Origin of the sequence: Planktothrix mougeotii LEGE 06226 (genome assembly GCF_015207485.1) — a bacterium.
GTDB lineage: Bacteria > Cyanobacteriota > Cyanobacteriia > Cyanobacteriales > Microcoleaceae > Planktothrix.
The window spans coordinates 1-26768 of the sequence record NZ_JADEWU010000021.1; the positions used below are offsets into that span (position 1 = coordinate 1).

General features: G+C 40.2%; 22 protein-coding genes. 13 read left to right on the plus strand and 9 right to left on the minus strand.

The annotated features are described in order from the left end of the window. Window positions 1–15: 15 nt before the first annotated feature. Complete coding sequence (locus IQ236_RS11360) at window positions 16–465, minus strand: SRPBCC family protein (RefSeq protein WP_193869350.1); 450 nt, start codon at window positions 463–465, stop codon at window positions 16–18. Between the two features lie 695 nt (window positions 466–1160). On the opposite strand from IQ236_RS11360, the gene IQ236_RS11365 reads away from it, so the two are divergent. Further along, complete coding sequence (locus tag IQ236_RS11365; RefSeq protein WP_193869351.1) at window positions 1161–2819, plus strand: mechanosensitive ion channel; 1659 nt, start codon at window positions 1161–1163, stop codon at window positions 2817–2819. 85 nt (window positions 2820–2904) lie between these two features. Next, the gene (locus IQ236_RS11370) at window positions 2905–3192 is read left to right on the plus strand and encodes a hypothetical protein (RefSeq protein WP_193869352.1); all 288 of its coding nucleotides are present in this window, start codon (window positions 2905–2907) and stop codon (window positions 3190–3192) included. On the opposite strand, the gene IQ236_RS11375 is transcribed toward IQ236_RS11370, so the two are convergent. Beyond that, a complete protein-coding gene (locus IQ236_RS11375; protein ID WP_193869353.1) occupies window positions 3189–4175 on the minus strand; it encodes a YdcF family protein in 987 nt (328 codons plus the stop codon). The genes IQ236_RS11370 and IQ236_RS11375 overlap by 4 nt on opposite strands. A gap of 212 nt (window positions 4176–4387) precedes the next feature. After that, window positions 4388–5875, minus strand: a complete 1488-nt coding sequence (pap, locus tag IQ236_RS11380) for a polyphosphate:AMP phosphotransferase (protein ID WP_193869354.1) — start codon at window positions 5873–5875, stop codon at window positions 4388–4390. Window positions 5876–6047: 172 nt separating this feature from the next. On the opposite strand from pap, the gene IQ236_RS11385 reads away from it, so the two are divergent. Together IQ236_RS11385 and IQ236_RS11390 are read left to right on the plus strand one after the other, a co-directional pair. Further along, window positions 6048–6716 (plus strand): phosphatase PAP2 family protein, encoded by a 669-nt coding sequence (locus IQ236_RS11385; protein WP_193869355.1) that lies wholly within the window; start codon window positions 6048–6050, stop codon window positions 6714–6716. Between the two features lie 14 nt (window positions 6717–6730). Continuing rightward, window positions 6731–8512 carry an ArnT family glycosyltransferase gene (locus tag IQ236_RS11390; protein WP_193869356.1) on the plus strand — a complete coding sequence of 594 codons (1782 nt, stop codon included), beginning with the start codon at window positions 6731–6733 and terminating at the stop codon, window positions 8510–8512. 47 nt (window positions 8513–8559) lie between these two features. On the opposite strand, the gene IQ236_RS11395 is transcribed toward IQ236_RS11390, so the two are convergent. Then, complete coding sequence (locus IQ236_RS11395; protein ID WP_072719485.1) at window positions 8560–8973, minus strand: thiol-disulfide oxidoreductase DCC family protein; 414 nt, start codon at window positions 8971–8973, stop codon at window positions 8560–8562. Window positions 8974–9367: 394 nt separating this feature from the next. On the opposite strand from IQ236_RS11395, the gene IQ236_RS11400 reads away from it, so the two are divergent. Continuing rightward, the gene (locus IQ236_RS11400) at window positions 9368–12763 is read left to right on the plus strand and encodes a diguanylate cyclase domain-containing protein (RefSeq protein WP_193869357.1); all 3396 of its coding nucleotides are present in this window, start codon (window positions 9368–9370) and stop codon (window positions 12761–12763) included. A 213-nt stretch (window positions 12764–12976) separates the two neighbouring features. On the opposite strand, the gene IQ236_RS11405 is transcribed toward IQ236_RS11400, so the two are convergent. Both IQ236_RS11405 and IQ236_RS11410 read right to left on the minus strand, forming a co-directional pair. Next, on the minus strand, window positions 12977–13228 hold the full coding sequence (locus tag IQ236_RS11405; protein WP_228041568.1) for a MoaD/ThiS family protein: 252 nt from the start codon (window positions 13226–13228) through the stop codon (window positions 12977–12979). A 209-nt stretch (window positions 13229–13437) separates the two neighbouring features. Next, on the minus strand, window positions 13438–13560 hold the full coding sequence (locus tag IQ236_RS11410) for a photosystem II protein Y (RefSeq protein ID WP_072719488.1): 123 nt from the start codon (window positions 13558–13560) through the stop codon (window positions 13438–13440). A 447-nt stretch (window positions 13561–14007) separates the two neighbouring features. On the opposite strand from IQ236_RS11410, the gene IQ236_RS11415 reads away from it, so the two are divergent. Together IQ236_RS11415 and IQ236_RS11420 are read left to right on the plus strand one after the other, a co-directional pair. Beyond that, window positions 14008–15843 (plus strand): vWA domain-containing protein, encoded by a 1836-nt coding sequence (locus IQ236_RS11415; protein WP_228041569.1) that lies wholly within the window; start codon window positions 14008–14010, stop codon window positions 15841–15843. A 201-nt stretch (window positions 15844–16044) separates the two neighbouring features. Beyond that, window positions 16045–17949 carry an iron uptake porin gene (locus tag IQ236_RS11420; protein WP_193869358.1) on the plus strand — a complete coding sequence of 635 codons (1905 nt, stop codon included), beginning with the start codon at window positions 16045–16047 and terminating at the stop codon, window positions 17947–17949. A 74-nt stretch (window positions 17950–18023) separates the two neighbouring features. Here IQ236_RS11420 and IQ236_RS11425 read toward each other — a convergent pair whose 3' ends face one another. The 3 genes from IQ236_RS11425 to IQ236_RS11435 form a co-directional block, all read right to left on the minus strand. Beyond that, window positions 18024–19547, minus strand: a complete 1524-nt coding sequence (locus tag IQ236_RS11425; protein WP_193869359.1) for a hypothetical protein — start codon at window positions 19545–19547, stop codon at window positions 18024–18026. Window positions 19548–19635: 88 nt separating this feature from the next. Beyond that, window positions 19636–20292, minus strand: coding sequence for a nitroreductase family protein (locus IQ236_RS11430; protein WP_193869360.1), 657 nt, complete (start codon window positions 20290–20292; stop codon window positions 19636–19638). 77 nt (window positions 20293–20369) lie between these two features. Beyond that, complete coding sequence (locus tag IQ236_RS11435) at window positions 20370–21353, minus strand: GntR family transcriptional regulator (RefSeq protein WP_190519437.1); 984 nt, start codon at window positions 21351–21353, stop codon at window positions 20370–20372. A gap of 311 nt (window positions 21354–21664) precedes the next feature. On the opposite strand from IQ236_RS11435, the gene IQ236_RS11440 reads away from it, so the two are divergent. The 6 genes from IQ236_RS11440 (at window position 21665) to IQ236_RS11465 (ending at window position 26649) form a co-directional block, all read left to right on the plus strand. Beyond that, window positions 21665–22405, plus strand: coding sequence for a dienelactone hydrolase family protein (locus IQ236_RS11440; RefSeq protein ID WP_193869361.1), 741 nt, complete (start codon window positions 21665–21667; stop codon window positions 22403–22405). A 211-nt stretch (window positions 22406–22616) separates the two neighbouring features. Then, the gene (locus tag IQ236_RS11445) at window positions 22617–23501 is read left to right on the plus strand and encodes a S1 RNA-binding domain-containing protein (RefSeq protein WP_072717726.1); all 885 of its coding nucleotides are present in this window, start codon (window positions 22617–22619) and stop codon (window positions 23499–23501) included. 92 nt (window positions 23502–23593) lie between these two features. Further along, window positions 23594–24568: a BadF/BadG/BcrA/BcrD ATPase family protein gene (locus IQ236_RS11450; RefSeq protein ID WP_193869362.1), complete on the plus strand. Its 975-nt coding sequence runs from the start codon at window positions 23594–23596 to the stop codon at window positions 24566–24568. 28 nt (window positions 24569–24596) lie between these two features. Further along, a complete protein-coding gene (locus tag IQ236_RS11455) occupies window positions 24597–25163 on the plus strand; it encodes a Uma2 family endonuclease (protein WP_193869363.1) in 567 nt (188 codons plus the stop codon). A 72-nt stretch (window positions 25164–25235) separates the two neighbouring features. Further along, a complete protein-coding gene (locus tag IQ236_RS11460) occupies window positions 25236–25745 on the plus strand; it encodes a GNAT family N-acetyltransferase (protein ID WP_193869364.1) in 510 nt (169 codons plus the stop codon). A gap of 166 nt (window positions 25746–25911) precedes the next feature. After that, window positions 25912–26649, plus strand: coding sequence for a hypothetical protein (locus tag IQ236_RS11465; RefSeq protein WP_193869365.1), 738 nt, complete (start codon window positions 25912–25914; stop codon window positions 26647–26649). Window positions 26650–26768: the final 119 nt, after the last annotated feature.

A 26768-nucleotide genomic window follows, 5' to 3' on the forward strand; every position in this document is an offset into this window, starting at 1 on the left:
CCCTTGTCCCCCTGCTCAATTTTTAACTTGTTCAGCGACTTGTTTTAAACGTCTTAATTGAGCTTCCATGTCTGATTTTGTCAGACCAGCGGCGAAACGGTTAAACCCAAATTCAATCAGAGGATTAGGGATTTCAAATTCAAATCGATTTAATAAGTAAGTTCCTGCAAGTTCCGGCACACATTCCCAGCGATCGCAGCCTTGAAAATACCCTTCAAATCCCCAAACAATTAACCCCGGTTCCCGTTCTAAAACCACCGTTTTTAATGTAGGTTGAAACAGAGGAAGTTTAATCACAAATCGACAACGACCCCCTACATTTGTATCCCAGACCTCAAGGGGTTCACAACGTAACATAGGATTCAACCATTGGTGCATGAGTTCCAAATCGGTAAAACATCGTTCTACAACCGTTGCACTGGCCCGAATTAAAATGGATTGTTCAAAAACTTGACGAGATGGCATGATAACCTTCAAGCTATAGGCAGATTTTTTTCATGTTAAACGTGAAAAAGCCACGCTATTAACGAGGGAATGAGTGGAAAACCCCTAATAACGTTCAAAAATTCCCCTGTTTTCCGCTATTATAACCAGACTTTAAGATGCACCCTCGTTAAAACAGGAGAGCCAGGACTTTGCGAAGAACGGTTCATGTTCCTGTGAGACCAAAAACCTCCACTTTAGGAATTGACAACCGTTCAACTCTACAGAAAGGTCGGGAGAATCACAACCTTGCCGACGTTTGGACATCCAATAAGTAACTGGAACTATTGTCAGCACCCCGCTCTAAAGAGACGGGGCTTCATGCCTCTCCTTTGGATAGCTGACCAGCCTAAGCCTTAACTGGCTACGTTATCGGGAAGCGTTAAAGTTCTTACCTTGGGATGCGTAGCTAGTCCCAAGCTCTAAAACTCGGGCATTTAAACAGTTTTACGAGGGGTAAGACAGTGATGATCGAGATAGTTACCGACCGATAACATTGGCGAAGCTAACATTACCTGAGAAATCAGTGGGGTAGAAATACCAAAAAACCGGGAATCGGCAAATACAACAATTTTTGTCGGTTCCCAATCTAGTATTCACGGAGAATAAATTCTCCTGAGTCGTTTTTCCTCCGCGCTCTGAACAGACGCGGTTTCCAAACTTCCCATTTTTTTATTATGAATGGAACATTTTACCAAATAGCACCCTTGGGAACGGAATTATCTTCCTTATCCCCGCTTTATTTCGCTCAGGACAATCCCCTAGCGGTTCCCTTAGACTTAAATAACCTCAAGTTAGGTCAAACTTCCGTAGTGGATATTGCTTTAGCTTGTGGGATTTTATTGGTTGGCTACCTCATCGCCTTATTTGCTCAATCTTTAGTGAAAAGCCTGTTTAAAAAAACAGACTTAGATAACCGAATTGCCGCTTGGGTTTCGGGTTCAACGGCACCAGAAGATAAACTTCCGGTAGAAGATTGGTTGGGGACTACCATATTCTGGATTATTTTTATCTTTGCAATTGTTGCGTTTTTAGATAAGCTTCAGCTAACCGCAGCATCGACACCCTTAACCAGTTTACTGAACCAAGTTACCAACTATTTACCCCGAATGTTTGGGGCGGCAGTTTTAATTGCTATTGCTTGGATTTTAGCAACCATTGCCCGAACTTTATTAATTCGAGTCTTCCGAGCCTTTCGTTTGGATGAACGCTTAAATCAACAAGTGAATGATGCAGCTACGGATCAATTTTCCCTGAGTGAAACTTTAGGAAATGCTCTGTATTGGTTCATCATTCTGTTATTTTTGCCTGCCATTCTGAGTACGCTTCAGTTACAAGGATTATTAGAGCCCGTCCAACAAATGCTCTATCAAATCCTTTCGATTCTCCCGAATATTGTTGCGGCTTTAGTCATTGCAGGTGCGGGTTGGTTAGTGGCTCAAGTTGTTAGTCGAATTGTGACCAATCTTTTGGCGGCGGTTGGGATTGATCAATTTGGCAGTCGTTTAGGTTTAAATCGGCTCACGGGAAATCAAAGATTATCATCCCTGATTGGATTGATTGTCTACATTTTAATTCTGATTCCTACGGCAATTTCTGCCTTACAAACCCTGAAAGTCGAGGCGATTTCTGGGCCAGCCATTTTAATGTTGACGGAAATCTTTAACGCCTTACCCCAAATCTTTTTAGCAATTTCAGTTTTAATTGTTGCTTATTTGATTGGGCGTTTTGTAGCGGATTTAGTCACTAATATTCTAACCAGTATTGGGTTTGATAATATCTTTCGCTGGTTAGGGATTCATTCTCCCCAAACTCCTCTGGTTGAGGAACGTATTATTACGGAAGAAACCATTCCAACGGAACCCACCGTTTCTCCGGTTTCTACCCGCTTACCCCAAAACACACCGTCTGAATTAGTCGGAATTATTGTGTTAGTGGGGATTATGTTGTTTGCGGCCGTCACCGCAACGGATATTTTAGGGTTAGCCGCCTTAACTTTAATTATCAATCAAATTATCGTGATTGCGGGTAAAGTTTTGATTGGTATTATTGTATTTGCCATTGGTTTGTATTTTGCCAATTTAGCTCATGATTTAATCGTGAGTTCTGGAACTCGTCAATCCAATCTTTTAGCACAAGCGGCTCGAATTGCGATTATTATCTTTGTCGGTGCAATGGCGTTACAACAAATGGGAATTGCCAGCGATATTGTCAATTTAGCCTTTGGTTTGTTGTTAGGGGCTGTTGCGGTAGCAATTGCGATCGCTTTTGGTTTAGGGGGACGAGATGTTGCGGGGGAACAACTTCGCAATTTCCTCTCTAAATTCCGGGAATAAATCTTAATTTTGATCCCGAATTCAGGTGAACCGAGTTGTAGTTGATTAGCGAATTGCTCTAAGACTAACAATTCAGGAAAGCACCATGTCTAATCAAGATAATATCGCGGATCAAATTACCTGCAACAGTATTAAACTGCATGGCCCTTTACAGGGGAAAAAGATAGAAGTTAAAGTGGATGTTAAATCCGTTAAAGAGGAACAGAAACCAAAACCTGAGAAAAATTCCGATTGGGAAACTCTAGGATTTTTATTTCTGCTCCTCTTTTTCTTAGTGGCTATGGTGGGAAATTCTGTCGGGTTAGGTTCCTCTTCCAGTCCTGTTTCACATCCGAGTTCTGCTGTTTATCGCTTTCAAAATGCTCGATTTTAAATACTGGGAGCTAACCAACCGCGAATAAAATAATAGAAGGTTAAGAAATATTCATCTAAAACCCGTGTTGTTAATAATAAGGCTTCTGCACTGGGCGCGAAATCTGCCCCAGTAATATGACGAACATATTTTTTCTGATGAATAAAGGTATAAAAATTAGTGGGGGCGGGAATAACTTTAAACCCAACTCGGGCAAAGGTTAAACTCGCCCGACGCATTTCTAAGGCAGACGTGACGAGAATAATCGTTCGACCTAAATGATGTTTCTGCATAATTTGATAAATTTCAACAGCATTATTATAAGTGGTTCCTCCATGAGATTCGAGTAGAATTCGTTCTGCGGGAATTCCCATATAAATTAAAAGTTGTTTAATATCATTGCCTTCAATAATTGGATTAATTAACTCCTGACGAGGCCCTGCACTGACAATAATAAACGGCCCTCGATCTTGTCGAAAAAGTTGGGCTGCGTAGGGAATGCGATCGCCTGTATCGGTTAATTGAATTTGCTTGCGATAGGGTAATTTGGGTTCTGTGGTTCCCCGTCCTAATAAAACAATAGCCCCCGCCCGTTCTCCACAACATAAATCCGTTTGTACGGTTTTTAAGGCGACTTTTTCCACTTGTTGAGCCAGCCAATTCGCAAAGACGGGGGTACTGGCTACAATTAAAATTAATAAAGCGACTAAAATTAAGGTTGGCCCTGGTTTATCGATTTTACCATTTTTAATAAAAATAGAGGCAATTAATAAAAGTAAAATTGATAATCCCAAGGGACGAAAAAAAATTGATAAAATTCCTAATACCACTAAACCGACTTGACTATCGGGTGAAATCAAGGCAGAAACAATTAAGACTAAAACCAGGATAAATAATAACCGACTAATTAAGCTATTATCCTTACCTCCCAAAATTTGCCAGACTTTAAATGCAATGGCTCCTACCAGTAACAGAAATAAAAGTTGAGTCAGGATAATAAACATAGCATTAGAGGAATTTTTATGATAATATCGCTTAACTTGAATCAATCCTTATTAGAACACAGGTTGAGCGTAAAGAGGGTTTGGAAACCAAACCCCTACAGAACTTTTTCATAAATCATTTAGGATTGCTATAGTCCTACGGATTACAAGTTCCAATTTAACATTCTCCCTCGTCATCAGTTAACGGGGGAGTGTCAAAAATCTTTCGGAAATTAGTCCTGTTTTAACCGACGGCGAATTGCCTCAACAACGGTTTCCATGACTTTCACACGGGCATAATATTTATTATTAGCCGCCACTAACGTCCAAGGCGCATGGGGGGTATGGGTGCGTTGAATCATTTGATTCGCGGCTACTTCATACAACGGCCATTTTTCACGGTTGCGCCAATCTTCTTCCGTAAGTTTATGTAATTTATAAGGGTTGTCTTTTCGTTCCTGAAACCGTTTTAATTGTTCTTCTTGATCAATATGTAACCAGAATTTAACTAACACATAGCCCGCACTGGTTAACTGTTCTTCAAATTCATTAATTTCTTGATAAGCTCGTCGCCATTCTAATTCAGTCGCAAAGCCTTCAACTCGTTCGACTAACACTCGACCATACCAACTGCGGTCAAAGACTCCTAATTTACCCCCAGGCGGCAACCCTCGCCAAAACCGCCATAAATAATGATGGACTTTTTCTTCATCTGTGGGTGCAGCAAAGGTATTCACTTCATAACTACGGGGATCTAAAATATCCGTTAATCGTTTAATCGCCCCGCCTTTACCCGCCGCATCCCAACCTTCAAATAAAGCTAAAACGGGAATTTGTTGGTGATGAAGAGTTTGTTGCAATTGACTTAAATTAACTTGTTGTTGACGTAACTGGATTTTGTAGTTTTCCGAGGATAAGGTAGCATTCAGATTAACCGTAGCTAGGGGGTTAGGTTCTGTGGGTTGTAAACGGTCTTGGGGCGTTGTAAAGGCGGGAGGTAACTGAATATACAAACGGTCTAAGGCTTCTTTAATGGAGGCCACCATTGTTGATAACACCTTCACCCTGGCCCAGCGTTTACAGTCTCCTTCGACTAATATCCAAGGGGCTGAACCTGTCCCGGTATGAATCACCATTTCTTCTGCTAGGGTGCTATAGGTATCATAATTTTTAGCCTGTTTCCAATCTTCAGGACGCACCCGCCAAGCTTCTAACTCATCTTCTGAAGCTGTTTTTAGACGTTTTTTCAGTTCTTTTTTACTCAAATGTATCCAAAATTTGGCCATCACCGCCCCATCATCCACAAGCTGACGTTCAAAGGCGTTAATTTGTCGCATGGCCATGGGGACATCCGGTTCTTCCAGTCGCCCAAACAACCGATCTTCTAAAAGATGGGTATACCAACTATGATAAAAAATGCCAATACTGCCTTGAGAAGGTAATTTTTGCCAAAACCGCCACAGAAACGGATAACGGGATTCTTCATGGGTTGGGGGCCAGATGGGATGAACCGTAAACCCCCTGGGGTCCATGTATCCTACCATTTTCTTCACGAGTCCACCTTTTCCCGCCGCTGCCCATCCTTCTAATACAATAATAATCGGTAATTTTTTATCTCGGCAGGTTTGCTGAAGCGATCGCAACTCCTTCATTAAAGCTTCTATCTGAGTTTTATAGCTTTCTTTATCCAGCGATAACGTCAGGTCAAGGGTATCTAACATTGACTCTTTGATCCTCATGAAGTCCTGATTCAATATTCTAATTCTGATTAGGGCATGACTGAAAAACCTAAATAACTTTTTTAACTTTTGGTTTGAGAACATTCACCGGATTGGGATCACATATTGTATAATCAAAACTCACTCAACTACGGATTAGTAAACGTGGGAGATAATGCGTTTAACTTTCAATCGTCGATTTATTTCGTTTAAAAAAGCAATTCCTCAACAGCAAGCTTGGATTTGTCTGGTAATTTTAGTTTCTTTTATCTTACTTTCTGTTCGATTTAATTTTAAAGAAGATTTATTACTAGATCAAATTTTAATTCAAGTCCCCCATCAAATCTTTCCCCAGAGTTGGGATGATGTTTTTCGGTTTTTTTATTTATTAACCGGGGTTAAAGGAACAGCCGTTATTATTGCTTTAACCCTAGGGTTACTCGTTTGGAAACGCTATTGGATTGAAGCCAAAGTTTTAGCGTTTTCCACCTTGGGTATTTTAATTGTAGTTGATGATATCCTGAAACCGCTAATTTCTCGCAGTCGTCCCCCAGATCGATTAGTTGAATCTGTCGGAAGAAGCTTTCCTAGTGGTCATGCGACGGGGAATGTTTTGTTTTATTTTTATATAGCTTATCTCCTCGCAGAACGTTATCCCAAATCAACCCCCTATATCTATGGATTTGCTACCCTCTGGGTATTGATTATTGGTTTTAGTAGTGTTTATTTAAGATGTCATTGGCCGAGTGATATTCTCGCCGGGTATGGTTTAGGCTATATTAGTTTAACCCTGAGCTTGGCGTGGTTAAAAATATCGCGTGAACATCATAAAATCAGAAAATAGTCAACCGTCAACCGATGTTATTGAATCAATCTTTTAAAACCATCTGGAAATCCTGGGAAAATTATCCGAAATTCCTTTGGGGGATTTCGATTCTAGGATTATTATGCCTGAGTGCGATCGCATTTTTAAGTCATTTAGGCGATATTGGGTTAATTGATAAAACCGAACCCATGTTTGTTGAAGCCGCCCGACAAATGCACCTCACAGGCGATTGGATTACGCCCTACTGGAATGGGGAAACTCGTTTTGATAAACCGCCCTTAATTTATTGGTTAATGGTGATCGCTTTTCAAGCTGTAGGAGTCAATGAATGGGGGGCACGATTACCTTCAGCTATAACCGCAATTTTATCAACTTTTTTGGTATTTTATACCCTGCGTTACTTTGGAAAGCCAGCCTCTTTACTAGGGGAAATTAAATCTTCTAGCCTTCGTCAACAGTGGATTGGAGCCTGGTGGGGAATGGCAATGATGGTGTTAAATCCGGCTTGGATTGCTTGGGGACGCACGGGGGTTTCCGATATGCTTTTAGCCAGTTGTTTAACGATTTCATTATTAGCATTTTTCTTAGGCTATGCTCAACCCAAAACTCGCCAACAAAAAGCTTTGTATTTTACATTTTATACCTTTTCTGCTTTAGCGGTTTTAGCCAAGGGGCCGATTGGAATTGTATTCCCTATTTTAATTATTGGTGCATTTTTAATTTATACCCAACAATGGCAAAGAGTGATTTGGGAAATGCAGTTATTCCCCGGAATTTTAATTTTTCTAATCATAGCAATTCCCTGGTTTATTTTAGTCACCCTTGCCAATGGTCAAGCTTATTTAGACACATTTTTTGGACATCATAATTTAGAACGATTTACCAGTGTGGTTAGTAATCATCCTGGCCCTTGGTTTTATTATTTCCCTGTAATTTTAGTAGCGTTATTACCTTGGTCTGTCTATTTACCGATCGCAATTTATCAAGTCAAATTTTGGCAACTTCCAGAGTGGCGTTCTCAAGATCGTTCTCAACAGTTAGGTGTATTTGCTTTATTGTGGTTTGTGATTATTTTCGCTTTTTTTAGTGTATCTGCAACCAAACTACCCAGTTATGTTTTACCCTGTATTCCCGCCGGAGTGATTTTAATTAGTTTATGGGGAAATCAACAGAATAATATTGAGTCAAATCAAACTAAAATATCTCTCCCTTTTTTGATTACAGGCAGTATCAATATTCTAATATTATTAATATTAGCAATTGCCAGTTTTTTAAGTCCGAAACTGGTGGGAGAAGATACTCCTAATTTTGATCAATTATTACAAACCAGTCATTTACCAATAATATCAGGAATTATCTGGTTAATCGCCAGTGGAATTACTGTTTATTGCCTTTTTCAACCTCGATGGAGACGAACAGTTTGGATCGGAAATGTTTTAGGATTTTTAGCATTTATGAGTTTAGTCGCCTTACCAGTGGGTCAATTATTAGATACTCAAAGACACTTACCTCTGCGACAATTATCCCTACGAGTTCAACAAGTTCATCAACCCAATGAACCCCTGATTACCATTGGTGTCTTTAAACCCAGTTTGGTATTTTATACCCAACGCCGGATCTATTTCATGACCTACGATATTAAACAACGATTATTAGAATTATTTCCTTTAAATCGTCCCATTGATACCATTTTAATGATTACAAAACCTAAAGAAATCGCCAAATTAGGATTAAATTCTTCGGAATATCAAGTTTTAGAAAATCAAGGCGGTTATCAATTAATTAGAATTAAGCGAGATGTGCTATTAAAATAATAGAGGTGGAGAAACCCCACCTCAAATAGTTCAGCCAGAATTTGGTGTTAAAGATTACATTTACCCTTTGTACAACAACTGGGATAAGTAGACTGATAAGGAGTTGAGCGTTTACCAAATAATAGATATCGATGATCCCGAACTTGTTCATAAAGGCGATCGCCGATCCATTTTAACCCAGGTAAGGCTCGATAAGTAGCGACAAAAATTCCTCCTGCGGGTAAAAGTCTGCCAATTTCTTCCGCCGCGTCACTTCCTTGCCAACGGTGGTTCGGTTGATTTCCATCAATTAAAATCATCCCTAAGTTACACTCGCCGGGAGTAATGGCAAAATGGCTTAACCCTTGCTCATCCTGCATAGGAATATAGGTAAACTGGTGTCCTTGATCTAAAATTTCTAACAGTTGCACCAAGGTAACACATAAGTTGCAATTTCCGTCGTAGATTACATGATATGTCATTAAATTAGCCCAGAGTCACAATCCGATAGTGTTACCATGCTCTTATAGGATAAAACATTTCTAACCATCCAGGGAATTAAGAAGTGATATTGATTCAAGAATCACCTCTATCTAAAGAAATAGGGGAATTCATCAGTATTTTTGTACCAGTACCGTATCAAGCCTAATCTGTACAACGCTTAAAGTTCCGTAATATCACTGTTTCCGACAGATATTTTTTTGAGTAAACTAATAAGTTTATCTCGAAAAATTTTTGTGAGTTAGGATCGTTTAAATCCTCATCTTAAAATCCTTTTTTTTCTGTATAAGCCAGTTTTCTTAGCTATAGATAGAGGGAAATACCGAAAGATTGAGGTTAAAATTGATAGCCATCTCAAAAACTGGAATTGTCAATATGAATCAGAATGGAAGCCATCACTCTTGGCAACTCAAAACTCATCTACAACAATCTTTTTTTGAGAAGAAAAAGACGGATTTTGAGCGTTTTTCCCGGTCAATGGGTTTAGACTTAATCAGTTTAGTGCTAAGTGTGCTGTTAGGTTTGTATTTGAACAGTTCGGTTTTGAATATTGTCTTACGAGATTTTTTCAATATTCAACTTGATAGGGCGTTTTGTCTGGTTTTAGCGGGAATCAGTTTATGGCTATGGTATCAAAACTCTTCATTTGTTTTTCAGAAATTTACACTATTTTGGCTTAAATTTCAGGGCGTGTATCAACTCGCCTGTCACATCCTCCAACAGTTTTTACCCAGAATATTTTTAATGGGGTTATTCCTACGAGGATTAATCTTTTTAGGGTTCCATTATCCCCTCTACAGTCGTGAACCTCAAGAGATGATCCAAAATCTGACGAATTGGGTTTTGTTTCTAATCTTTATTGGGTGGATCATCCATCACGTTAATTATATGTCCTACGGCCATTCTCAAGCTGAAGACTCAAACCCTCTGGAACTAAAACAGAACTTACCACCGGGGGAAAATGACACCTCCCAACCCCAAGAAAAGCTTTATCAAGCTCTTTTATCTGCCCCCCATCCCCTGATGCTACACACCGAAGATGGCGAAGTCATTGAAATTAATCAGAGTTGGGCAGAAATTACAGGCTATACTGTGGCTCAATTACCCACCATTTCAGCCTGGAGCCAACGGTTAACCAACCCAGAACCTCTTCCCAGCACTAAAAATTTAGTCGGGGGATCTCGTTTACCTGAACTTTACCGAGATTATCTGATTACAAATCATCAAGGCTATCTGAGAATTTGGGAATGGAGTTCCCTGACCTTGGGACAATTGACCGATGGTAGAGCATTACTGCTGAGTACAATCGTAGATATTACAGAAGATCAACCCACCCAAACTTTCATTCAACAATCTCAACAATCTAATGAACAACTACAACTTTCTTTATTACAATGGACAGCCGAATTAACTCAGGCGAATGATGGGTTACAAGAAGAACTCCAACGTCGTCAACAAATGACATCGGAACTTTATCAAGTGAGTGAACGCCTTAAACAATTACTTCGCAGTAGTCCGGCGGTGATTTTTAGTTGTCAACCCCAACCCCACTATCAAATTACATTTATTAGTGACAATGTATATACGCTTTTAGGATATGAGGTTACTACTTTTTTAAAGGAAGAAAATATTTGGCACAACTATGTTCCAGAGGAAGAAAAATCTCAATGGCAGGATGCTTTTATTCAGGTGTTAACAACTGGAACCTATATTCATGAAGCTCGTTTTTTACACGCTCAAGGTCATTGGCGTTGGTTACGGTTAGAAATGCGATTGATTAAAGATGGGCGCGGAAATCCCTTAGAAATTGTGGGTTATTTCGTTGATATTACTGATCGCAAAGAAGCTGAAATGCAACTTTTAACAACACAAAATCGGTTAAAAACAGTGATTGAAACTGTGGGCAATGGAATTATGCTCAGTGATGAACAGGGGAATTTTTATCTGTTTAATCCTCAAATGACAGAAATTACCGGATATACCTTAGAAGAAGCTCAATCTCATTCCGATTTTCTGGCTTTATTATATCCAACATCTGAAGGTTATCTGAAGGCGCAAGAGCGATTAAAAAGGGTGGTTGCAACGGGTTCAATTTTTAATTTAGAAACCACAATTCAAGCAAAAAATGGGCAGTTAAAAACCTTACTGTTATCAACGGTGATGATGCAAGATCAGCAACATCGGTTATTTTTATCGACGTTTCAAGATATTACACCCCTCAAACGCGCCGAAAAAGCATTGTGTCAACTGATTGTTCAAGAACATTTAATTTGGGAAATTACCCATCAAATTCGTCAATCCTTGAATTTAGATGATATTTTAAATGCAACGGTTAAAGAAGTGCAACAGTTACTCGAATGTGATCAAGTTTTAATTTATCGAATTTTTCCGGATCGGCGAGGTAAAATTATTGCTGAAACAGAACCCGATGAATCGTTAAAATTCTTGAGAAACCGACAATCTGAAACCCCTTTAATTCCGGTGGAATGCTATGAGAATTTTAATCAAGGTCGGATGCGAGTGATTAATGATATTAATCATGATCCGATTCATTCAGGAATGTTAAAGGTCTTAAAATATTGGGGAATTTGTTCGGCGATTATGGTTCCTTTATTTGAACAAAATCAACTTTGGGGACTCTTAATAATTTGTCAAAATCATGGCTTACGCCATTGGTTACAGTGGGAAGCAACGTTACTGCGACAAATTTCCGAACAAGTTGGAATTGCCCTACAACAAAGTCAACTTTATCAACAAACTCAATATCAAGCTCGTCGTGCCCAAACGTTAAATCATGTGATTCAATTTATTCGTCAATCCTTGGATTTGGATACCATTTTTTCCACGGCCGTTGCTGAAATTGTCACCTTATTACGGGTGGATCGCGCTTGTATTTTACAACATCTTCCCCAAGAAGAACAATGGAAAGAGGTGGCTTCCTATAGTTATGATCGCAATACAACTCCTGCAATTCTTTCCCCTATTCAGCAACTCAATCACTCAGAAAATGAAGATCTAACTGTTCCAAATTCTCAAGAAATTCAACATTTAACCGGAATTTCTGGAACTTGGTTGCCGATTCCTTTGCGGGTGGGTTCTCAAGTTTGGGGCTGTTTGGGGTTACTTAAACATCAACATTTAAGGGGGTGGAAAGAATCGGAAATCGAGTTAACTTGTGCCATTGCTGATCAATTAGCGATCGCCATTCAACAATCTGAACTTTATCAAGAATTACAAGTTGCTAACCAACAATTAAAACGCCAAGCCACCGTTGATGGTTTAACTCAAGTCGCCAACCGTCGCCGCTTTGATGAATATTTGGAACAGGAATGGCAACGCTTACAACGAGAACAAGGTTCTTTAGCTTTAATTATGTGTGATATTGACTATTTCAAACAATATAATGATTACTATGGACATCCGGCTGGAGATAGTTGTTTGAAACAAGTTGCTCAAGCAATTGAGAATACGTTACGACGCCCTGCGGATTTAGTCGCTCGTTATGGTGGAGAAGAGTTTGCCATTATTTTACCCAATACCAATCAGGATGGAGCGATTCATGTCGCACAACACATTCAAGCGGCGGTTTTACAACTAGAAATACCCCACGATAAATCAACAATAAGTCAGTGGTTAACTTTAAGTTTAGGGGTGGCTTGTACCCTTCCCTCTCCTTTAACGTCTTTCTCTGTGTTAATTGAGGCTGCTGATCAAGCCTTATATCAAGCCAAACAACAAGGACGGGCCCGTTATTGTGTTCAACCTGTGTAGAATTTACTATTTTGGAGAAATATCGATTCCCAATGAGAATGTAGGGTATAAAATTTTATGCCTAAAAGGGGTTTCGTTTTTAAAACAGGTGTGATAATATACTATTGTGATGAAATTTTGGGGACTGAGCGCTCTGTTGAACTGAAAGGGGGAGAGCGCTCTTCATTAATTCCAACAAATCAATAGCGGTGAATCACCTCAATTCCCTTAAAATTAACCGCCACTAACCGGGGGAATTAAAACAACTTCATCTCCATTTTTTAGAGGTGTCTCAGCACTGGCAAATTCTAAGTTAATGCCAAATTGCGTTAGATTTCGCCATTTCACCAGTTCAGGATGCTCCTGAATACAGTGGTCTAAAATTGCAGATACAGGTGTTTGAGGCGGAAGGTGTAACACTAATTCGGAAACACTGTAGGCTTCTTGAAAGGCTGCAAAGAGTTTAACCGTAACGGTGATTGACATATTGAGAATCAAGACTTAAAAAATATTATGATAACAAAAAAAGCAGCTGATCGTGGCTGGGAATGAAAAATCAAATTGTTATTTTTTTCCCTAGAGAAAACTTTAAAAATTAGCTGATCTTAACGTTAATTTGAACCTTTTTAAAGCTAATAAAAACCCTACCCTGTAGAATTCCAGGATAGGGTAAAGCATCGCTTAAGAGTTAATATTTAACTTTTATTTAAAAATCCTTGAACTTGTCTGAGGGCGATGGCACCAATATTATAGACAGCCCATCCCGCCGCAGCCAGCAAGGGTAACAGAACAATGAGAATCCGAAAATCGAAATCCATAGATTTTCCTCCTAAAATTTTTTAAACGTCTGTCATCTTTTTATTGTGATCGTATTTTTGTCTTGACTGGTCTTAAATTTCCTCTCCGAGCAGAAGTTGGGGTTCCCAAGACCCAAGACCCAAAAAACTGATCTTTGACTTTTTACCGATTAGCTAAGGTTTCGCTAATAGCCTAAAGTCAAGCATGATAAGGAGATTCTATCAGATTTCCAGGGGGATGGAATGAGAACTCTCCTTAAAAATGTGAAGTTTTGTTAATTATCTTCAGGGAAAGTCCCCAAAACCGAGCCCAAAAAAGCAAATCTTAAATTTTGAGGGATTTGAACCTTGACTGGGCACAATAGAAACCAGAGCAATTGGGAGATAGCCTATGTTAACCCGATCACACTTGTGATGACAGCTTTTGATAAATTTTGAAGTTTTGGCTGATCTTTAGGAGTTTAAATCATGATTCAGGTTAACTATTCGCTTTCTCATTCATTAATTGCGACGAATACGGCTGCTACTGTTGATTTAATTCTAAATTTTAATGGAGAAAAAACAGCGAGTGTTTCTTCTCGACGACCGTTGAATTTAAGTTTAGTCATTGATCGTTCGGCTTCAATGGCGGGCCAACCTTTACGTTATGCTATTCAAGCCGCCCAAAAATTAGTTGAATCCTTAACAGATCAAGATATTGTTTCTGTTGTCATTTATGATGATAATGCTGATTTAATTTTACCTCCTCAACAAGTTAAAAATCCATCGGAAATTTGTAAAATCCTGGGCAAAATTAAAGCCGGAGGTTGTACCAATTTAAGTGGGGGTTGGTTATTGGGTTGCGAACAAGTGAAATCTTGTCTTAATCGTGAATATTTAAACCGGGTTTTATTATTAACTGATGGACAAGCCAATGAGGGAATTACCGATCCTCAAATCTTGACAAAAACGGCTTATAAACAATCAGAACAGGGTATTATCACAACTACATTGGGATTTGGAACCTATTTTAATGAAGATTTATTGATGGGGATGGCTAAGGCGGCGGGAGGAAATTTTTATTTTATTCAATCTCCCGATGAAGCCACGGATGTGTTTCGGATTGAATTAGAAAGTTTAACCTCCGTAGTCGGCCAAAATTTAACGGTAACATTACACCCCGAATCCTTGATTGAACTCCGAGAAATCTTAAATAATTATCGAACAACTTCCACTGAAAAAAGCTTAGAAATTTTTGTCGGGGATGTTTATGAAATAGAAGCCAAACAGTTAGCCGTACAATTAGTAATTCCGGCTCAAAATACTATCGGTCAACTCCCACTGATCTCGATTCATTATCAATACCAAACCCTTGTTAATGACAGTATTGAGCAGCTTTCGGGAGAATTACCCATTACCATTAATATTGGTTCTGAAGCAGACGCTCAACAAGTTCAACCCGATCAATCCGTTTTTGAACAAACCAGTAAATTGAGAATTGCTCAAGTTAAAGAACAAGCGATCGCCTTAACCGATAAAGGAGAGTACCAAAAAGCGGCGGAAACCTTACGATCTGCGATTCAAGACATTCAACAAAAACTCTTAAACGAAATCTTTGAAATTGCTGAAGAAATTGAACAATTAGAATATTATGCTCAACGGATTGAAACCCAAAATTTTGATTCCGTCAGCCGGAAAGAAATGCGAGATCAATCCTATCAAACCCGAACTCGCAACCGAGAAGACTTAAATTTACGAGGAATTGCAGCCGGAGATGCTGATAGTTTAGAGGCCATTTCCAGTTTTGAACAAGGGGTATTAGTCGAATGTATCCGACAGGGCGGAAAATTAAGAGTTCGAGTCATTTCAGACGGGTATAATCCAGAGTTTAATGTGCAGTTTCCCCGCCATCTTCGAGAAGAAGGAGTTACTTATATTGTCGAAGAAATTAAACTTTCAGCCAATGGAGATTTTTATCGAGCTTCGGGAACCATTAAACGGTTAGTCAAACCCGGAGAAGAACGTAAAGCTGGAACACAGAAAACCCCAAAAACGACTAATTTACAAGCCGCTAAAGCCCCTAAATCCTTTGCTGATTTAGAAACCACAGATACCGTCGGAAATGGCGTGATTATTCAATGTGTGAAAGCAGGCAGTAAACTTCGGGCGCGAGTCGTTTCCGATGGTTATAATCCTAATTATAATATTCGCTTTCCCCGTGATATTCGCGCTGAAGGCGTACTCTATGTAGTTGATGAAGTTCGGGAGTCTTCCGATGGCAAATCCTATGTTGCTTATGGCAAAATTCGCCGTCTGATTCAATAGAATTGGAGGCTAACCGTTAACCGTCAGTCATTAACTCTGTAACTCTTGACTATCAACCAAATAGTGATACTCTCTGAATGGGTATTGCTAGAACTGCCATCAAGTTCTGAATCCATTGAGTCGCCTGGAAAAAATTCAGGTAGAATGGGGGCAGACTTGATAAAATTTATCAAACCTAGACCCGTGTGAGGAGCAAATAGAGTGTCGAAAATACTACTGAAAGCATGGCTACTCAGTCCTGCCGTCCTAGGAGCGAGTCTAGTCGCTCCAACAGCAGCATTTGCCGAGTTACCCGTGACTGAGGCTCAACCCAGTGCAATTGCAGCAGCAACCGCAGCACCTGTCTCGGCAGAAACCGCCCTGGAGCCCACCCAAACCGAGTTAAAAATTAGTGAGCAAGTCTCTGTGACTCCTCTGGACACATTGACCCTCACCCCACCACAACAGTTAGCTCAGGTTCCCGTGAATCCTCATGCTGGAGTTGGGCCAAGTAGAGGCATCGAAACTCCTGCTAACGCGGAAATTCCCATGGCGGATCTCGACGCAGCACCTCAAGCCGATACGGTCACCAATGCCGAGGTGATGCAACAACTGAATCAGTATGGACGTGAGGGAAGAGGCAGCAAACGTCAAGCTCAAGTCACATCCGTATCCCAACTGTCTGACGTCGAACCCACAGCTTGGGCCTTCCAAGCTCTACAATCCTTAGTAGAACGCTACGGTTGTATTGCCGGATATCCTGATGGCACCTTCAAAGGAAATCGGGCTTTAACTCGTTTTGAATTTGCCGCCGGGGTCAATGCCTGTTTAGAGCGGATCAATGAACTGATTAATGCCTCTACAAAAGATTTAGTCACCCGTGAAGACTTGGCCAAACTGCAACGCCTGATGGAAGAGTTTGCAGCCGAATTAGCCAGCTTACGGGGACGGGTCGCTGTATTAGAAGCTCGTAGCGCAGAACTTGAAGCCAATCAATTCTCCACCACCACTAAACTGCGGGGAGAAGCAGTGTTTTGGGCAGGCGAGGGTGAAGGAAATCGGGCGAGTCGCAACGTTGTAGGTCAGTTTGCTGATGATAGCGATGATCCCACCCAAGCGTATTTAGGCTACCGCGCTCGTTTAAACTTTGATACCAGCTTCACGGGTCAAGATTTACTGAGAACCCGTTTACAAGCCCAATCAATACCAACGTTGAGTGATTATGATCTCTTCAACACTCAAATGGCTCGGACTGCGATTGATGGCAGTTCTAGTAATGTAACTTTGGATCTCCTAGCCTATCGTTTCCCCTTCTCTCAAGGAAAAGGTTTGGTTTGGATCGGTGCAACAGGGTTAGCCTTAGATGATATTCAAGATGTTCTGACTCCCTTTGGGGATGATGCCAGTGGCGCAATTTCCCGGTTTGGACGGTTCAACCCGACAACCTTCCAAGGCCCTGCGGGTACAGGCGTCGGTGTGGAATATGCCTTTAGTCATGCCTTTAAAGCCAATGTTGGCTATATGGCGGATGGCGCTTTTGCTTCTAGCGCCAGAGAAGGTGACGGTTTATTCAATGGCAATTACAGCGCCATGGCGCAGTTAGTCTTTGCACCAAGAAGTAATGTAGCTTTCTCTTTAGATTACAACCACCGTTACTTCAGCAACGATAACGTATACGTCACAGGCAATACGGGAAGTTGGGGCGCCAATAAACCCTTTGGTGAAAATGCCACAACCACCGATAACTTAGGCTTCCAAATGAACTGGAGGGTCGCCCGCAGTTTCTCCATCGGGGGCTGGTTTGGTGCAACTTGGGCTGATCAGAAACGCGGTGGTAATGCCGATGCGACGATTATCAACTGGGCTGCGGTGTTAGGGTTCCCCGATCTTCTCCGTGAAGGAGATAGTGGTGCTTTAATTGTGGGGATGCCCCCTAAAGTGACCAGTCATGATATTAGCGCTTTAGAAGATGAAGATACTTCTATTCATATTGAAGGTTTCTATCGCTTCCCCTTCAGCGAATACGTTTCGATTACACCCGGTTTCTATGTTGTGACCAATCCTGATCACAATAGCAACAACGACACCATTTTTGTGGGGACTCTGCGGACAACCTTCCGCTTCTAAATTCCCCTTGAATTTAACCTGTCAAAAAACCCAGTTTCCTTGAGAAGCTGGGTTTTTTTAAGGGGTAATTGGGTTTATGGTAACGGAATGTGGGTGGCCATTTTTTCGTTATTCGCTCCATAAACTTCTAGGGGAATTTGGGCATTTTGACTAATCGTTTCTAAAGCAACTGTCAGGACTTGAACATGATTTTCAGCTTCAGAACGTTTTTTAGAATCTCCCGTTTGATCTGCGGTTTTAGCCGTAGATTGGATTTGATTCACATAATCCGATGTTAAACGAACTGTGATGACATTTTCATTGATACTGTAGTTACAAACTTTGGGATTTCCACTACATAATTTACTTAAATCTTGACGCGCTTTAGTTAAACGAGAGGCAACGCGATTTTGAACATCCGCCCGTTTCCACGAATCATTATAGGTAGTTAAAAGCGGTTTAATTTTAGCAGCATAAGAACTACTGGCCGGAACTTGTTTGCCATAACTCACCGCCCGACTCCAATAGGTAACGGCCTCTGACCAAGCCCCCCGTTGTTCTAAAAGTTTGGCTTGTTCGGCATTATTAACCGCTTGATTATAAGCATCTAAACCCACTTGTTCAATGGTTTTGCGATCGCGGGCTTGCTCTAATTTGGGTTGATACCGGGCTAATAAAACCTGTGCAGATTGGTAAGCGGTTGTCCCATAGGGAATGGTTGATAAGGTATTAGCAGCCGTTTGCCAAGTCTCAAACACCTGTTGCCAACTTTCTGCATATTTTGCCACCCCTTGTCGGGCCTCTGCCACTTGGGCTGCTTTTTTAGCTGTGGTTAAAATTTGTTCTCCATCCCGTTCTAATTTTAAGCGACCTCTGACCTCGGCTAAATTCCCTCGATATTGTTGCCATCGAGCTTGAGCAAAGGGATAAACAATACTTTCACTCGGAACTTGTTCTAATAGAGCGATCGCTTCTTCCCATAACGATTGCATTTTCACCCAATCTTCGATGGGATGGGGAGGATTTTGACTCACGGCTGAAGCTTGGGCTGCGGTTTTTAAAGCTTTAACCACCGCGTTAAACTCATTAGATTCTTTCTGATAAATCGATAAAAGGGCTTTCGCTTCAGGATAGTGGGGCGACCAAAAGGGAATGGTTTTTAAGAGTTTAATTCCTGATTGTAAATCCTGTTGAGCAATTATAGGAGCTTGAGCAGAACTAACCGTTTCAATGGTTTGTTTAGATCTTTGACTCAACTCTCTGGCTGCATCAACTTCCTGACATTCTCCCATCACACAGGGGCGAGTTACTGTATAAACACATCCAAAAACTACGACTAAAACCGCCGCCACTTGAGTGAGAAAAACAGGATTAAATCGTTGACTCAGGGGGTGTTTTTGTTCTTCTTCTGTTTCTTCAGAAATTGAAGGTTCTGAATCAGCAGATGAACTTAAATTCTCTAAATCCTGGGGATCAAACGGATTATCGTCTAAGATTTGTTCGTTTTCTTCCTCTTCTAAAAAAGGATTTTTAGCTTCTCCCTCAGAAGAATTTTGCAGATCTTGTTCTTGTTCGAGGTTGTGTTGTTTTTGCTTGGGTTCTAAAATTGCTGTTTTCATAATTTTGCCTGGAGTCTAGGAAAGATTCTACAACTTGAAATTTTAGATGATAAATTTTATAAGGGTCTTCTGGAAAACAAATGAAAAACTAGCTTTTCCAGTCTTCCCCATAGGATTCTGCATAACAGAGTTGTTCAACGGAAAACCTTCCCCCATATTTTTTAAAAGGTTTTGCTGCATATCCTAAAGCCAGGAGACAACAAACATCAACTGCTTCTGGGATATTAAATTCAGCTTTGACTTGAGAGGCGATAAATCCCTCCATCGGACAACTATCGACACCGTAGGCTTGTGCCACAATCATAATATGAGCAACGGCTAACATGGCTTGGCGGTTTGTCCAGGCTTCGATCCCTTCAAAGGAAGGATGTTTCTCAAAGGTATTGGAAATGGCGGTACGAATATGATCGGCATAGGTATCGTTAATCGCGTCTTGATCTCGACCGAGTTGAATTACCGATTCAATATAATCCGGTTCTGTAACACGGCGATCGCTACAACAAATTAACACAATAGGGGCTTCTGTTACTTGTCGCTGATTAAAGGCACAAGCCTGGAGCTTTTCTTTACTATCGAGATGGCGTAAAATAATAAACCGCCAGGGTTGTAGGTTAAATCCAGAGGGCGATCGCATTCCCAAACGTAAAATTTCTGAGAGAATTACTGAAGGAATCAAGGTCGGTTCAAATGACCTCACAGCCCGACGTTGCTCAATCGCGTGTCTCAAATTAATCGATGGTTCCATAGGATCGTTTGATGAGTGGTTCAATTTTATCTCAAATGTTGCTCATCGCAGGAGACTAGAGAACAAGGAAGAGGATGTCAATTTAAACCTAACTCCCGTTTCAGTAAATTAATTGACTCTGCGCCAATATAATTGGGACAGTAGACTAATTGGGGTTGACGAATCAGTTCCTCGCGGTTGGTATGAACCAGATCTTTAACTATGCCATAACTGGCTTGATCACAAACAACAACCCGGGCTGTGCGAATAATAGAATTAATTTTATAGTTATCCGTTAATTGGGCTGTCATTACCAAAATATCTTCTCCTCGGAGACTGTGAATAATCACTTCTGTTGCGCGTAATAACCCGGAACTGAGGCTGACAATTCCTAAATAAGTTCCTTTCGGTAAATCTCGAACTAATTCAATTTCTTTGGCAAAATTATAAATATCAACGGGGATGACTCGCACGGATCTTGGAGCCGCGATCGCTTCAGCTTGTCCAATAAAATAGCGACTGGTAACAACAGTTCCCGATGGCACTTTTTCTAAAAGATTGGTTAACTGTTCAATGGGTACTAACTGCACGGGAATTTTTAAGGCTTCTTCTAACTCCTGAGCCATTAATTGTCCAATGCCAATATCTTGAGTCGGGGCGGTAACTAGGACTCTCGCACTACACCGTAATCTCCAATCAATTTCCCCTAAAAACATTTCTCTGGCTTCATTTAAGCTGCATCCCTGAGACAGCAATTCATCTAAGCTACGTTGAATAATTTTATTAGCTTCGGGATACTGGTCTAAAATTGGTGAATTTAACCGAGATCCGCCTTCATGACCTAATGCTCGGACATAAATTCCTGATCCCGCCTGGGCGTCAACTAAGCCATGCTCTTCTAACTGTCGATACACTTTGCTAATAGTGTTGCGGTGTAATCCTGTTTCCATCGCCAATTGACGAGTGCTGGGTAAACGGTGTCCAGGGGGAAATTGACGAGATGCGATCGCAAACCGAATTTGATTAAATAGTTGATTAGATGCGGGAATATCGCTATCCGGCTGAATATAAAATCGAACCATCTTTACATCTCCAAGGCAATTCCAATAAAATCAACAAACACTAGCATTTCTTCCCAAGACTGCTATATTTAGATTTATTTCCTAACTCGCATTAATTGATCTCCTCATTATTCCTCACTGTTTGGATAACAAAAGCTTAATATAATGGGATTCAGGTTTAACCTCTTTGTTTTTGATGTTTAATTTCTAAGATATTAGAGTTATTATCTCCTAACTAAACTATTAACATTGATAATAATAGTTTCTATATTACCTGATTTTGGTATATCTGGGTATAGGATTAACAATTATTGATAACGCCGTGAAAAGTTATGACAAATCAACCCATTCGTGCCACTCAAATTCAGGTTCCTAACGGAGAATTACAGATTGATGCCTATCTGGCTGAACCCACCGCAGAGGGTCAATTTCCAGCTATTGTGGTCATTCAAGAAATTTTTGGGGTAAATTCCCATATTCGAGATGTCACCGAACGCATCGCCAAAGAAGGATATATTGCGATCGCACCCGCCATTTATCAGCGTCAAGTGTCCGGTTTTGAAATCGGTTATACTCCAGCCGATATGACATTAGGTCGAACCTACAAAGCTAAAACCACCGCCCCAGAACTATTAAGCGATATTCAAGCCACCCTGAACTATTTGAAAACCCTCCCCAACCTTAACCCAAAATTCGGTGCCATTGGGTTTTGTTTTGGCGGTCATGTTGTTTATTTAGCCGCTACCTTACCCGATATTCGAGCTACCGCTTGTTTCTATGGCGGTGAAATAGCCACAATGACTCCAGGTGGGGGTGCGCCAACCCTGACTCGCACAAAAGATATTAAGGGGGTTCTCTATGGCTTTTTTGGTACAGAAGATCCCCTCATTCCCAACGAACAAGTTGATCAAATCGAAACAGCCCTGCAAGATTATCAAATTCCCCATAAAATTTTCCGCTATAAAGCTGATCACGGCTTTTTCTGCGATCAACGCAGTACCTACAACGCCGAAGCAGCCCAAGATTCCTGGACACAGGTTAAAGAACTGTTTGATCAGCAGTTAAGAGGTTAGGGAAGCAGGGGAGTGGGGGGAGCAGGGGAAGCAGGGATAACTGATGACTGATGACTGATAACTGATGACTGATGACTGATAACTGATAACTGATTACAGTCAACCCGTCCAACTATGTTATGCTCAAAGGATTGCCGTGTTGTTGAAGACGAAAGCAACGTTATAAGCAGGTTCCTAACAGATTAATTTTTGTTTTTCTTTACTTTTTGCTATGGCTACTAAAAACCCGTCCTTTTCTCTTGATGATTTTGCCAAAGCCCTAGATCAACACAGTTATGATTTACATAAAGGGCAAATCGTTAAGGGTCAGGTAGATTCATATACCAGCGATGGTGCATACATTGACATTAAAGGTGCTAAATCTCCCGGCTTTATTCCCAAAAAAGAAATTTCCGTTGTAGACGTTGAAGATATTTCCGAAATTCTTCCCTTAAAAGAAGAACGGGATTTTCTGATTATTCGGGAGCAAAATGCAGATGGTCAAATATTACTTTCTATCCGACAATTAGAAATTAAACAAGTGTGGGATGATCTGATTGAGATTCAAAATAAAGGTCAATCTTTACAAGCAAGAGTCACGGGAGTAAATCGAGGGGGTGTTACCGTGGAAGTTCATTCCTTACGAGGGTTTATTCCGCGATCGCATCTGTTAGAAAAAGACAATTTAGAATCGTTAATTGAACAATCCTTAAGCGTCACCATTTTAGAATTAGATGTTGAACGGAATAAAATTGTTTTATCCCAACGGTTAGCCTCTCAATCCCTGGGTTTTAGTCAATTAGAAGTCGGTCAACTGGTAGAAGGGAAAGTCATGGGTGTTAAACCCTTCGGTGTTTTTGTGGATATTGAAGGAGTGACGGGACTAATTCATATTAAAGAAGTCAGTCAAAAATATGTTGAATCTTTAGCAGAACTTTTTCCGATTGGTCAAATGATTAAAGCAATGGTCATTAGTTTAGATGAAGGTCGCCATCGGATTTCTCTATCCACCCGAATTTTAGAAAATTATCCGGGTGAAGCCGTTGAGAAATTATCCGAGGTCATGGAATCTGCTGAAGCTCGTGCAGAACGTGCTAAAAAGTTAATTAATCTGTAATTCAACTTTCGGGTTCGTGGAACAGGCATCTTGCCTGTTCCACACAGCCAACACTTGGCTTACCCTATTCGACCTTTTAAATTACAACTTTCATGATTCATGTATTAGGAATTGATGGTGGCGGTTCTAAAACGGTTTGTGTGTTAATGAGTGCTGATGGCAAAATCTTAGGACACGGACAAGCTGGGCCATCGAATTATCAAACCATTGGAATTGAGGCTGCTAAAATAGCCATTATTTCAGCGATTCAACAAGCCGTTGAACATAGTTTTTTAGCCTTAGAAAGGTTCGTTCCCATTCAAGGGATTAGTTTAGGATTAGCCGGGGTAGGTCGTTCAGAAGATATTGAATTAATCCGCAATTTAATTGCAGAGATTCAAACCTCCTCAGAATTACCGATTGACTGGAAATTAACCCCAGAAAATATTATAATTAATAGTGATAGTGTGATTGCCTTAGTAGGTGGTTTAGGTCACTTTGTTGGTATTGTTGTAATAGCAGGAACAGGTTCCCATATCTTCGGAAAAAATCATCACCGAATCAGTAAACGAGTCGGGGGTTGGGGATATCTGTTAGGAGATGAAGGTAGTGGTTATGATATTGCGATTCAAGGGTTAAAATCGGCGTTACGTTCTTATGATGGTCGATTAGAATCAACCCAACTAATTCCTGCCTTTCAAGACGCTTTAAACTTAAATTCCATTGAAGAATTAATTCCCGTTGTTTACCGTCAAGGATGGGGAGTTAAAGATATTGCCAGTTTAGCACCAATTGTGGATCAAGTTGCGGCTTCCGGTGATCCGATTGCTGAAAATATTATTAAAAATGCAGCCCATGAATTAGCCTTAGCTACAGAAGTCGCCATTAACCATTTATTTGAACCCACAGACTCCTTTGAAATTGTGGTTATGGGAGGGGTTTGGAAAGGATTAGCGAATTTTCGCCGTCAATTTGAAGCAGAAATTAATGCGATCGCACCTTTAGCAACGATTATCTCTCCCCGTCATGAACCTGCCTATGGTGCAGGATTGTTAGCATTAGAAAGTAGCAGCGTTAAATTAAAATAAACGGAACCTGCAAAGTTGAGGTGAGAACATGACAAAAACCCATGTAAAGCTAACATTTGAGGAGTATCTGACTTACCAGGACGGAACAGATCAGCGATATGAATTTGTTGAGGGAGAATTAGTTGAGATGCCGCCAGCAACGGGTAAACATGAGGCTATTATTACCTTATTATTAGTGTCTCTATTTTTAGAAATTAAACGTCAGCAATATCCTTATCATGCCAGACCCAATGGAATTGAATTTTTCACGGGGATGAGAACCCGTCGTCCTGATGTTTCTGTGATTAGCGAACAACAGAAAATTGAAATTGAACAAACATCAGCGATACTTTATACCCCCCCTTTGTTAGCAATTGAAGTGATTAGTCCTGACTATCGAGATGTACATATTAAGGATAAACTGGCTGAATATCAATCCCTAGGAGTTCCCGAATATTGGACAGTAGACTGGAATTGTCCAACGCCCAATGTGACGGTGCGAGTTTTGAGTCTTGAAGGTTTTTATACAGAACAAGTATTTACTGGATTAGAGAAAATTATCTCCCCAATCTTCCCAAAATTAGTATTGACAGTTCAGGATATTCTCAATGCTTGATCGACAGACTGGCTTAATTCTTCAAACTCAGGTTAAACCGGAAACAACTTTAATTTTATATTCAAACACGTTATGATTTATCTACGATCGGCTACTCCCGATGATTTGGATTTGTTGCGACACTGGGATGAGCAACCTCACATAATTTCCTCAGATCCTAACGATGACTGGGGTTGGGAAGTGGAACTTCACCGCAGCCCCGACTGGCGGGAACAATTGATTGCGGAAATGGATGGTCGTCCTATTGGATTTGTTGAAATCATCGATCCAGCCCGTGAGGATGACCATTATTGGGGTGATATTGCAACGGATCTTCGGGCTATTGATATTTGGATTGGAGAAAAACAGGATTTAGGTAAAGGTTATGGAACACAAATGATGCAGCTTGCCATTACTCGCTGTTTTGCAGCATCAACTGTAACGGCTGTCCTTGTCGATCCCCTAGCTAATAATACTCGCGCTCACCGCTTCTATGAACGTCTTGGCTTTAAATTTGTCGAGCCACGGCGGTTTGGTGACGATGACTGTTTTGTGTATTGTCTAAATCGGGAAGATTGGCAGTCTAACACCAATTTAGCTTAACTGTAGTTGCAGACTCAATTTATTTCAAAGGGATTGAAATTTTGATAAAATTTGGAAGAGGATTTTTAGATAGATTCCCAAATGGGGCTAGAAGAAGCTTCCAAAAGGCTAAAAAACCCTTAGTCAAGTTAATCAGTGAGAAAAAATTAATATAAGTTACCGTACTATGCTTAAAAAGTTTAGAAAAATTAACTATCAACTTCTAAATTTATTTATTTTATCTATAGGAGTTATATTTACATTAGCATCTTTAATGTTTGATAAAAATAATAACGAAGATTTAAAAACAATACTTATCAGTATTGGAACTTCTATAATTTCTAGTTCTATAATAGTTTTTTTATCTTCTCGTTATCTTATTAAAGAAAGTGAAACTAATGAACTGATTAATGAATGGAGGCTTTCTGGAATGTATTTAACCAGGGCGGAAATGAATAGAGAAACAGATGATATTTTAGACAAATGCCAAAAACAAATTGATATTATTGCGTTTGGATTAAAAAGCTTGAGAGAGGAGAAGTCTTCTTTAATTAAGAAAAAAGTAAAAGCTGGTATACACATAAGAATTTTAACGATAAATCCGAAGTCAAAGTATCTGGCTCAGAGAGAAAAAGATGAACAGGAGATCGAAGGTCAAATTAAAAACACAATATATGAACTCGAAAACTGGGTAGCTCAGCTTAAAGCAATAGCATCTCACCCAAGTAATATTGAATTAAAATATTATAATTGTCTTCCGTTAGACTTTTACTGTAGAGTTGATGATAACGTTTTTTTGGGGCCTTATATGTATGGCAAATCCAGCCAAAAAACATTTTCCTATGAATTTAGATATGGGGGCTTAGGTTTTGATTATTGGACTCGATATTTTGAAGAGCTTTGGTCAAAAAATGACTGGGAATAAAATACAGAATAATCATTCTGATTCTTATCATAAGCAAATAGGGCTTCTAGCTAATGGGGTGTCTACACACTTTATTACCTAAATTAATGAGTGGTCAAATTCGAGTAAAAAACTAAACA

Coding starts and splice junctions, on each gene's coding strand:
- IQ236_RS11425 (WP_193869359.1), bottom strand. CDS start 19,547: ATGAAAACAGCAATTTTAGAACCCAAGCAAAAACAACACAACCTCGAA.
- IQ236_RS11405 (WP_228041568.1), bottom strand. CDS start 13,228: ATGTCAATCACCGTTACGGTTAAACTCTTTGCAGCCTTTCAAGAAGCC.
- IQ236_RS11450 (WP_193869362.1), top strand. CDS start 23,594: ATGATTCATGTATTAGGAATTGATGGTGGCGGTTCTAAAACGGTTTGT.
- IQ236_RS11410 (WP_072719488.1), bottom strand. CDS start 13,560: ATGGATTTCGATTTTCGGATTCTCATTGTTCTGTTACCCTTGCTGGCT.
- IQ236_RS11390 (WP_193869356.1), top strand. CDS start 6,731: ATGTTATTGAATCAATCTTTTAAAACCATCTGGAAATCCTGGGAAAAT.
- IQ236_RS11465 (WP_193869365.1), top strand. CDS start 25,912: ATGCTTAAAAAGTTTAGAAAAATTAACTATCAACTTCTAAATTTATTT.
- IQ236_RS11370 (WP_193869352.1), top strand. CDS start 2,905: ATGTCTAATCAAGATAATATCGCGGATCAAATTACCTGCAACAGTATT.
- IQ236_RS11440 (WP_193869361.1), top strand. CDS start 21,665: ATGACAAATCAACCCATTCGTGCCACTCAAATTCAGGTTCCTAACGGA.
- IQ236_RS11385 (WP_193869355.1), top strand. CDS start 6,048: ATGCGTTTAACTTTCAATCGTCGATTTATTTCGTTTAAAAAAGCAATT.
- IQ236_RS11365 (WP_193869351.1), top strand. CDS start 1,161: ATGAATGGAACATTTTACCAAATAGCACCCTTGGGAACGGAATTATCT.
- IQ236_RS11460 (WP_193869364.1), top strand. CDS start 25,236: ATGATTTATCTACGATCGGCTACTCCCGATGATTTGGATTTGTTGCGA.
- IQ236_RS11395 (WP_072719485.1), bottom strand. CDS start 8,973: ATGACATATCATGTAATCTACGACGGAAATTGCAACTTATGTGTTACC.
- IQ236_RS11445 (WP_072717726.1), top strand. CDS start 22,617: ATGGCTACTAAAAACCCGTCCTTTTCTCTTGATGATTTTGCCAAAGCC.
- IQ236_RS11415 (WP_228041569.1), top strand. CDS start 14,008: ATGATTCAGGTTAACTATTCGCTTTCTCATTCATTAATTGCGACGAAT.
- IQ236_RS11360 (WP_193869350.1), bottom strand. CDS start 465: ATGCCATCTCGTCAAGTTTTTGAACAATCCATTTTAATTCGGGCCAGT.
- IQ236_RS11400 (WP_193869357.1), top strand. CDS start 9,368: ATGAATCAGAATGGAAGCCATCACTCTTGGCAACTCAAAACTCATCTA.
- IQ236_RS11430 (WP_193869360.1), bottom strand. CDS start 20,292: ATGGAACCATCGATTAATTTGAGACACGCGATTGAGCAACGTCGGGCT.
- pap (WP_193869354.1), bottom strand. CDS start 5,875: ATGTTAGATACCCTTGACCTGACGTTATCGCTGGATAAAGAAAGCTAT.
- IQ236_RS11455 (WP_193869363.1), top strand. CDS start 24,597: ATGACAAAAACCCATGTAAAGCTAACATTTGAGGAGTATCTGACTTAC.
- IQ236_RS11375 (WP_193869353.1), bottom strand. CDS start 4,175: ATGTTTATTATCCTGACTCAACTTTTATTTCTGTTACTGGTAGGAGCC.
- IQ236_RS11435 (WP_190519437.1), bottom strand. CDS start 21,353: ATGGTTCGATTTTATATTCAGCCGGATAGCGATATTCCCGCATCTAAT.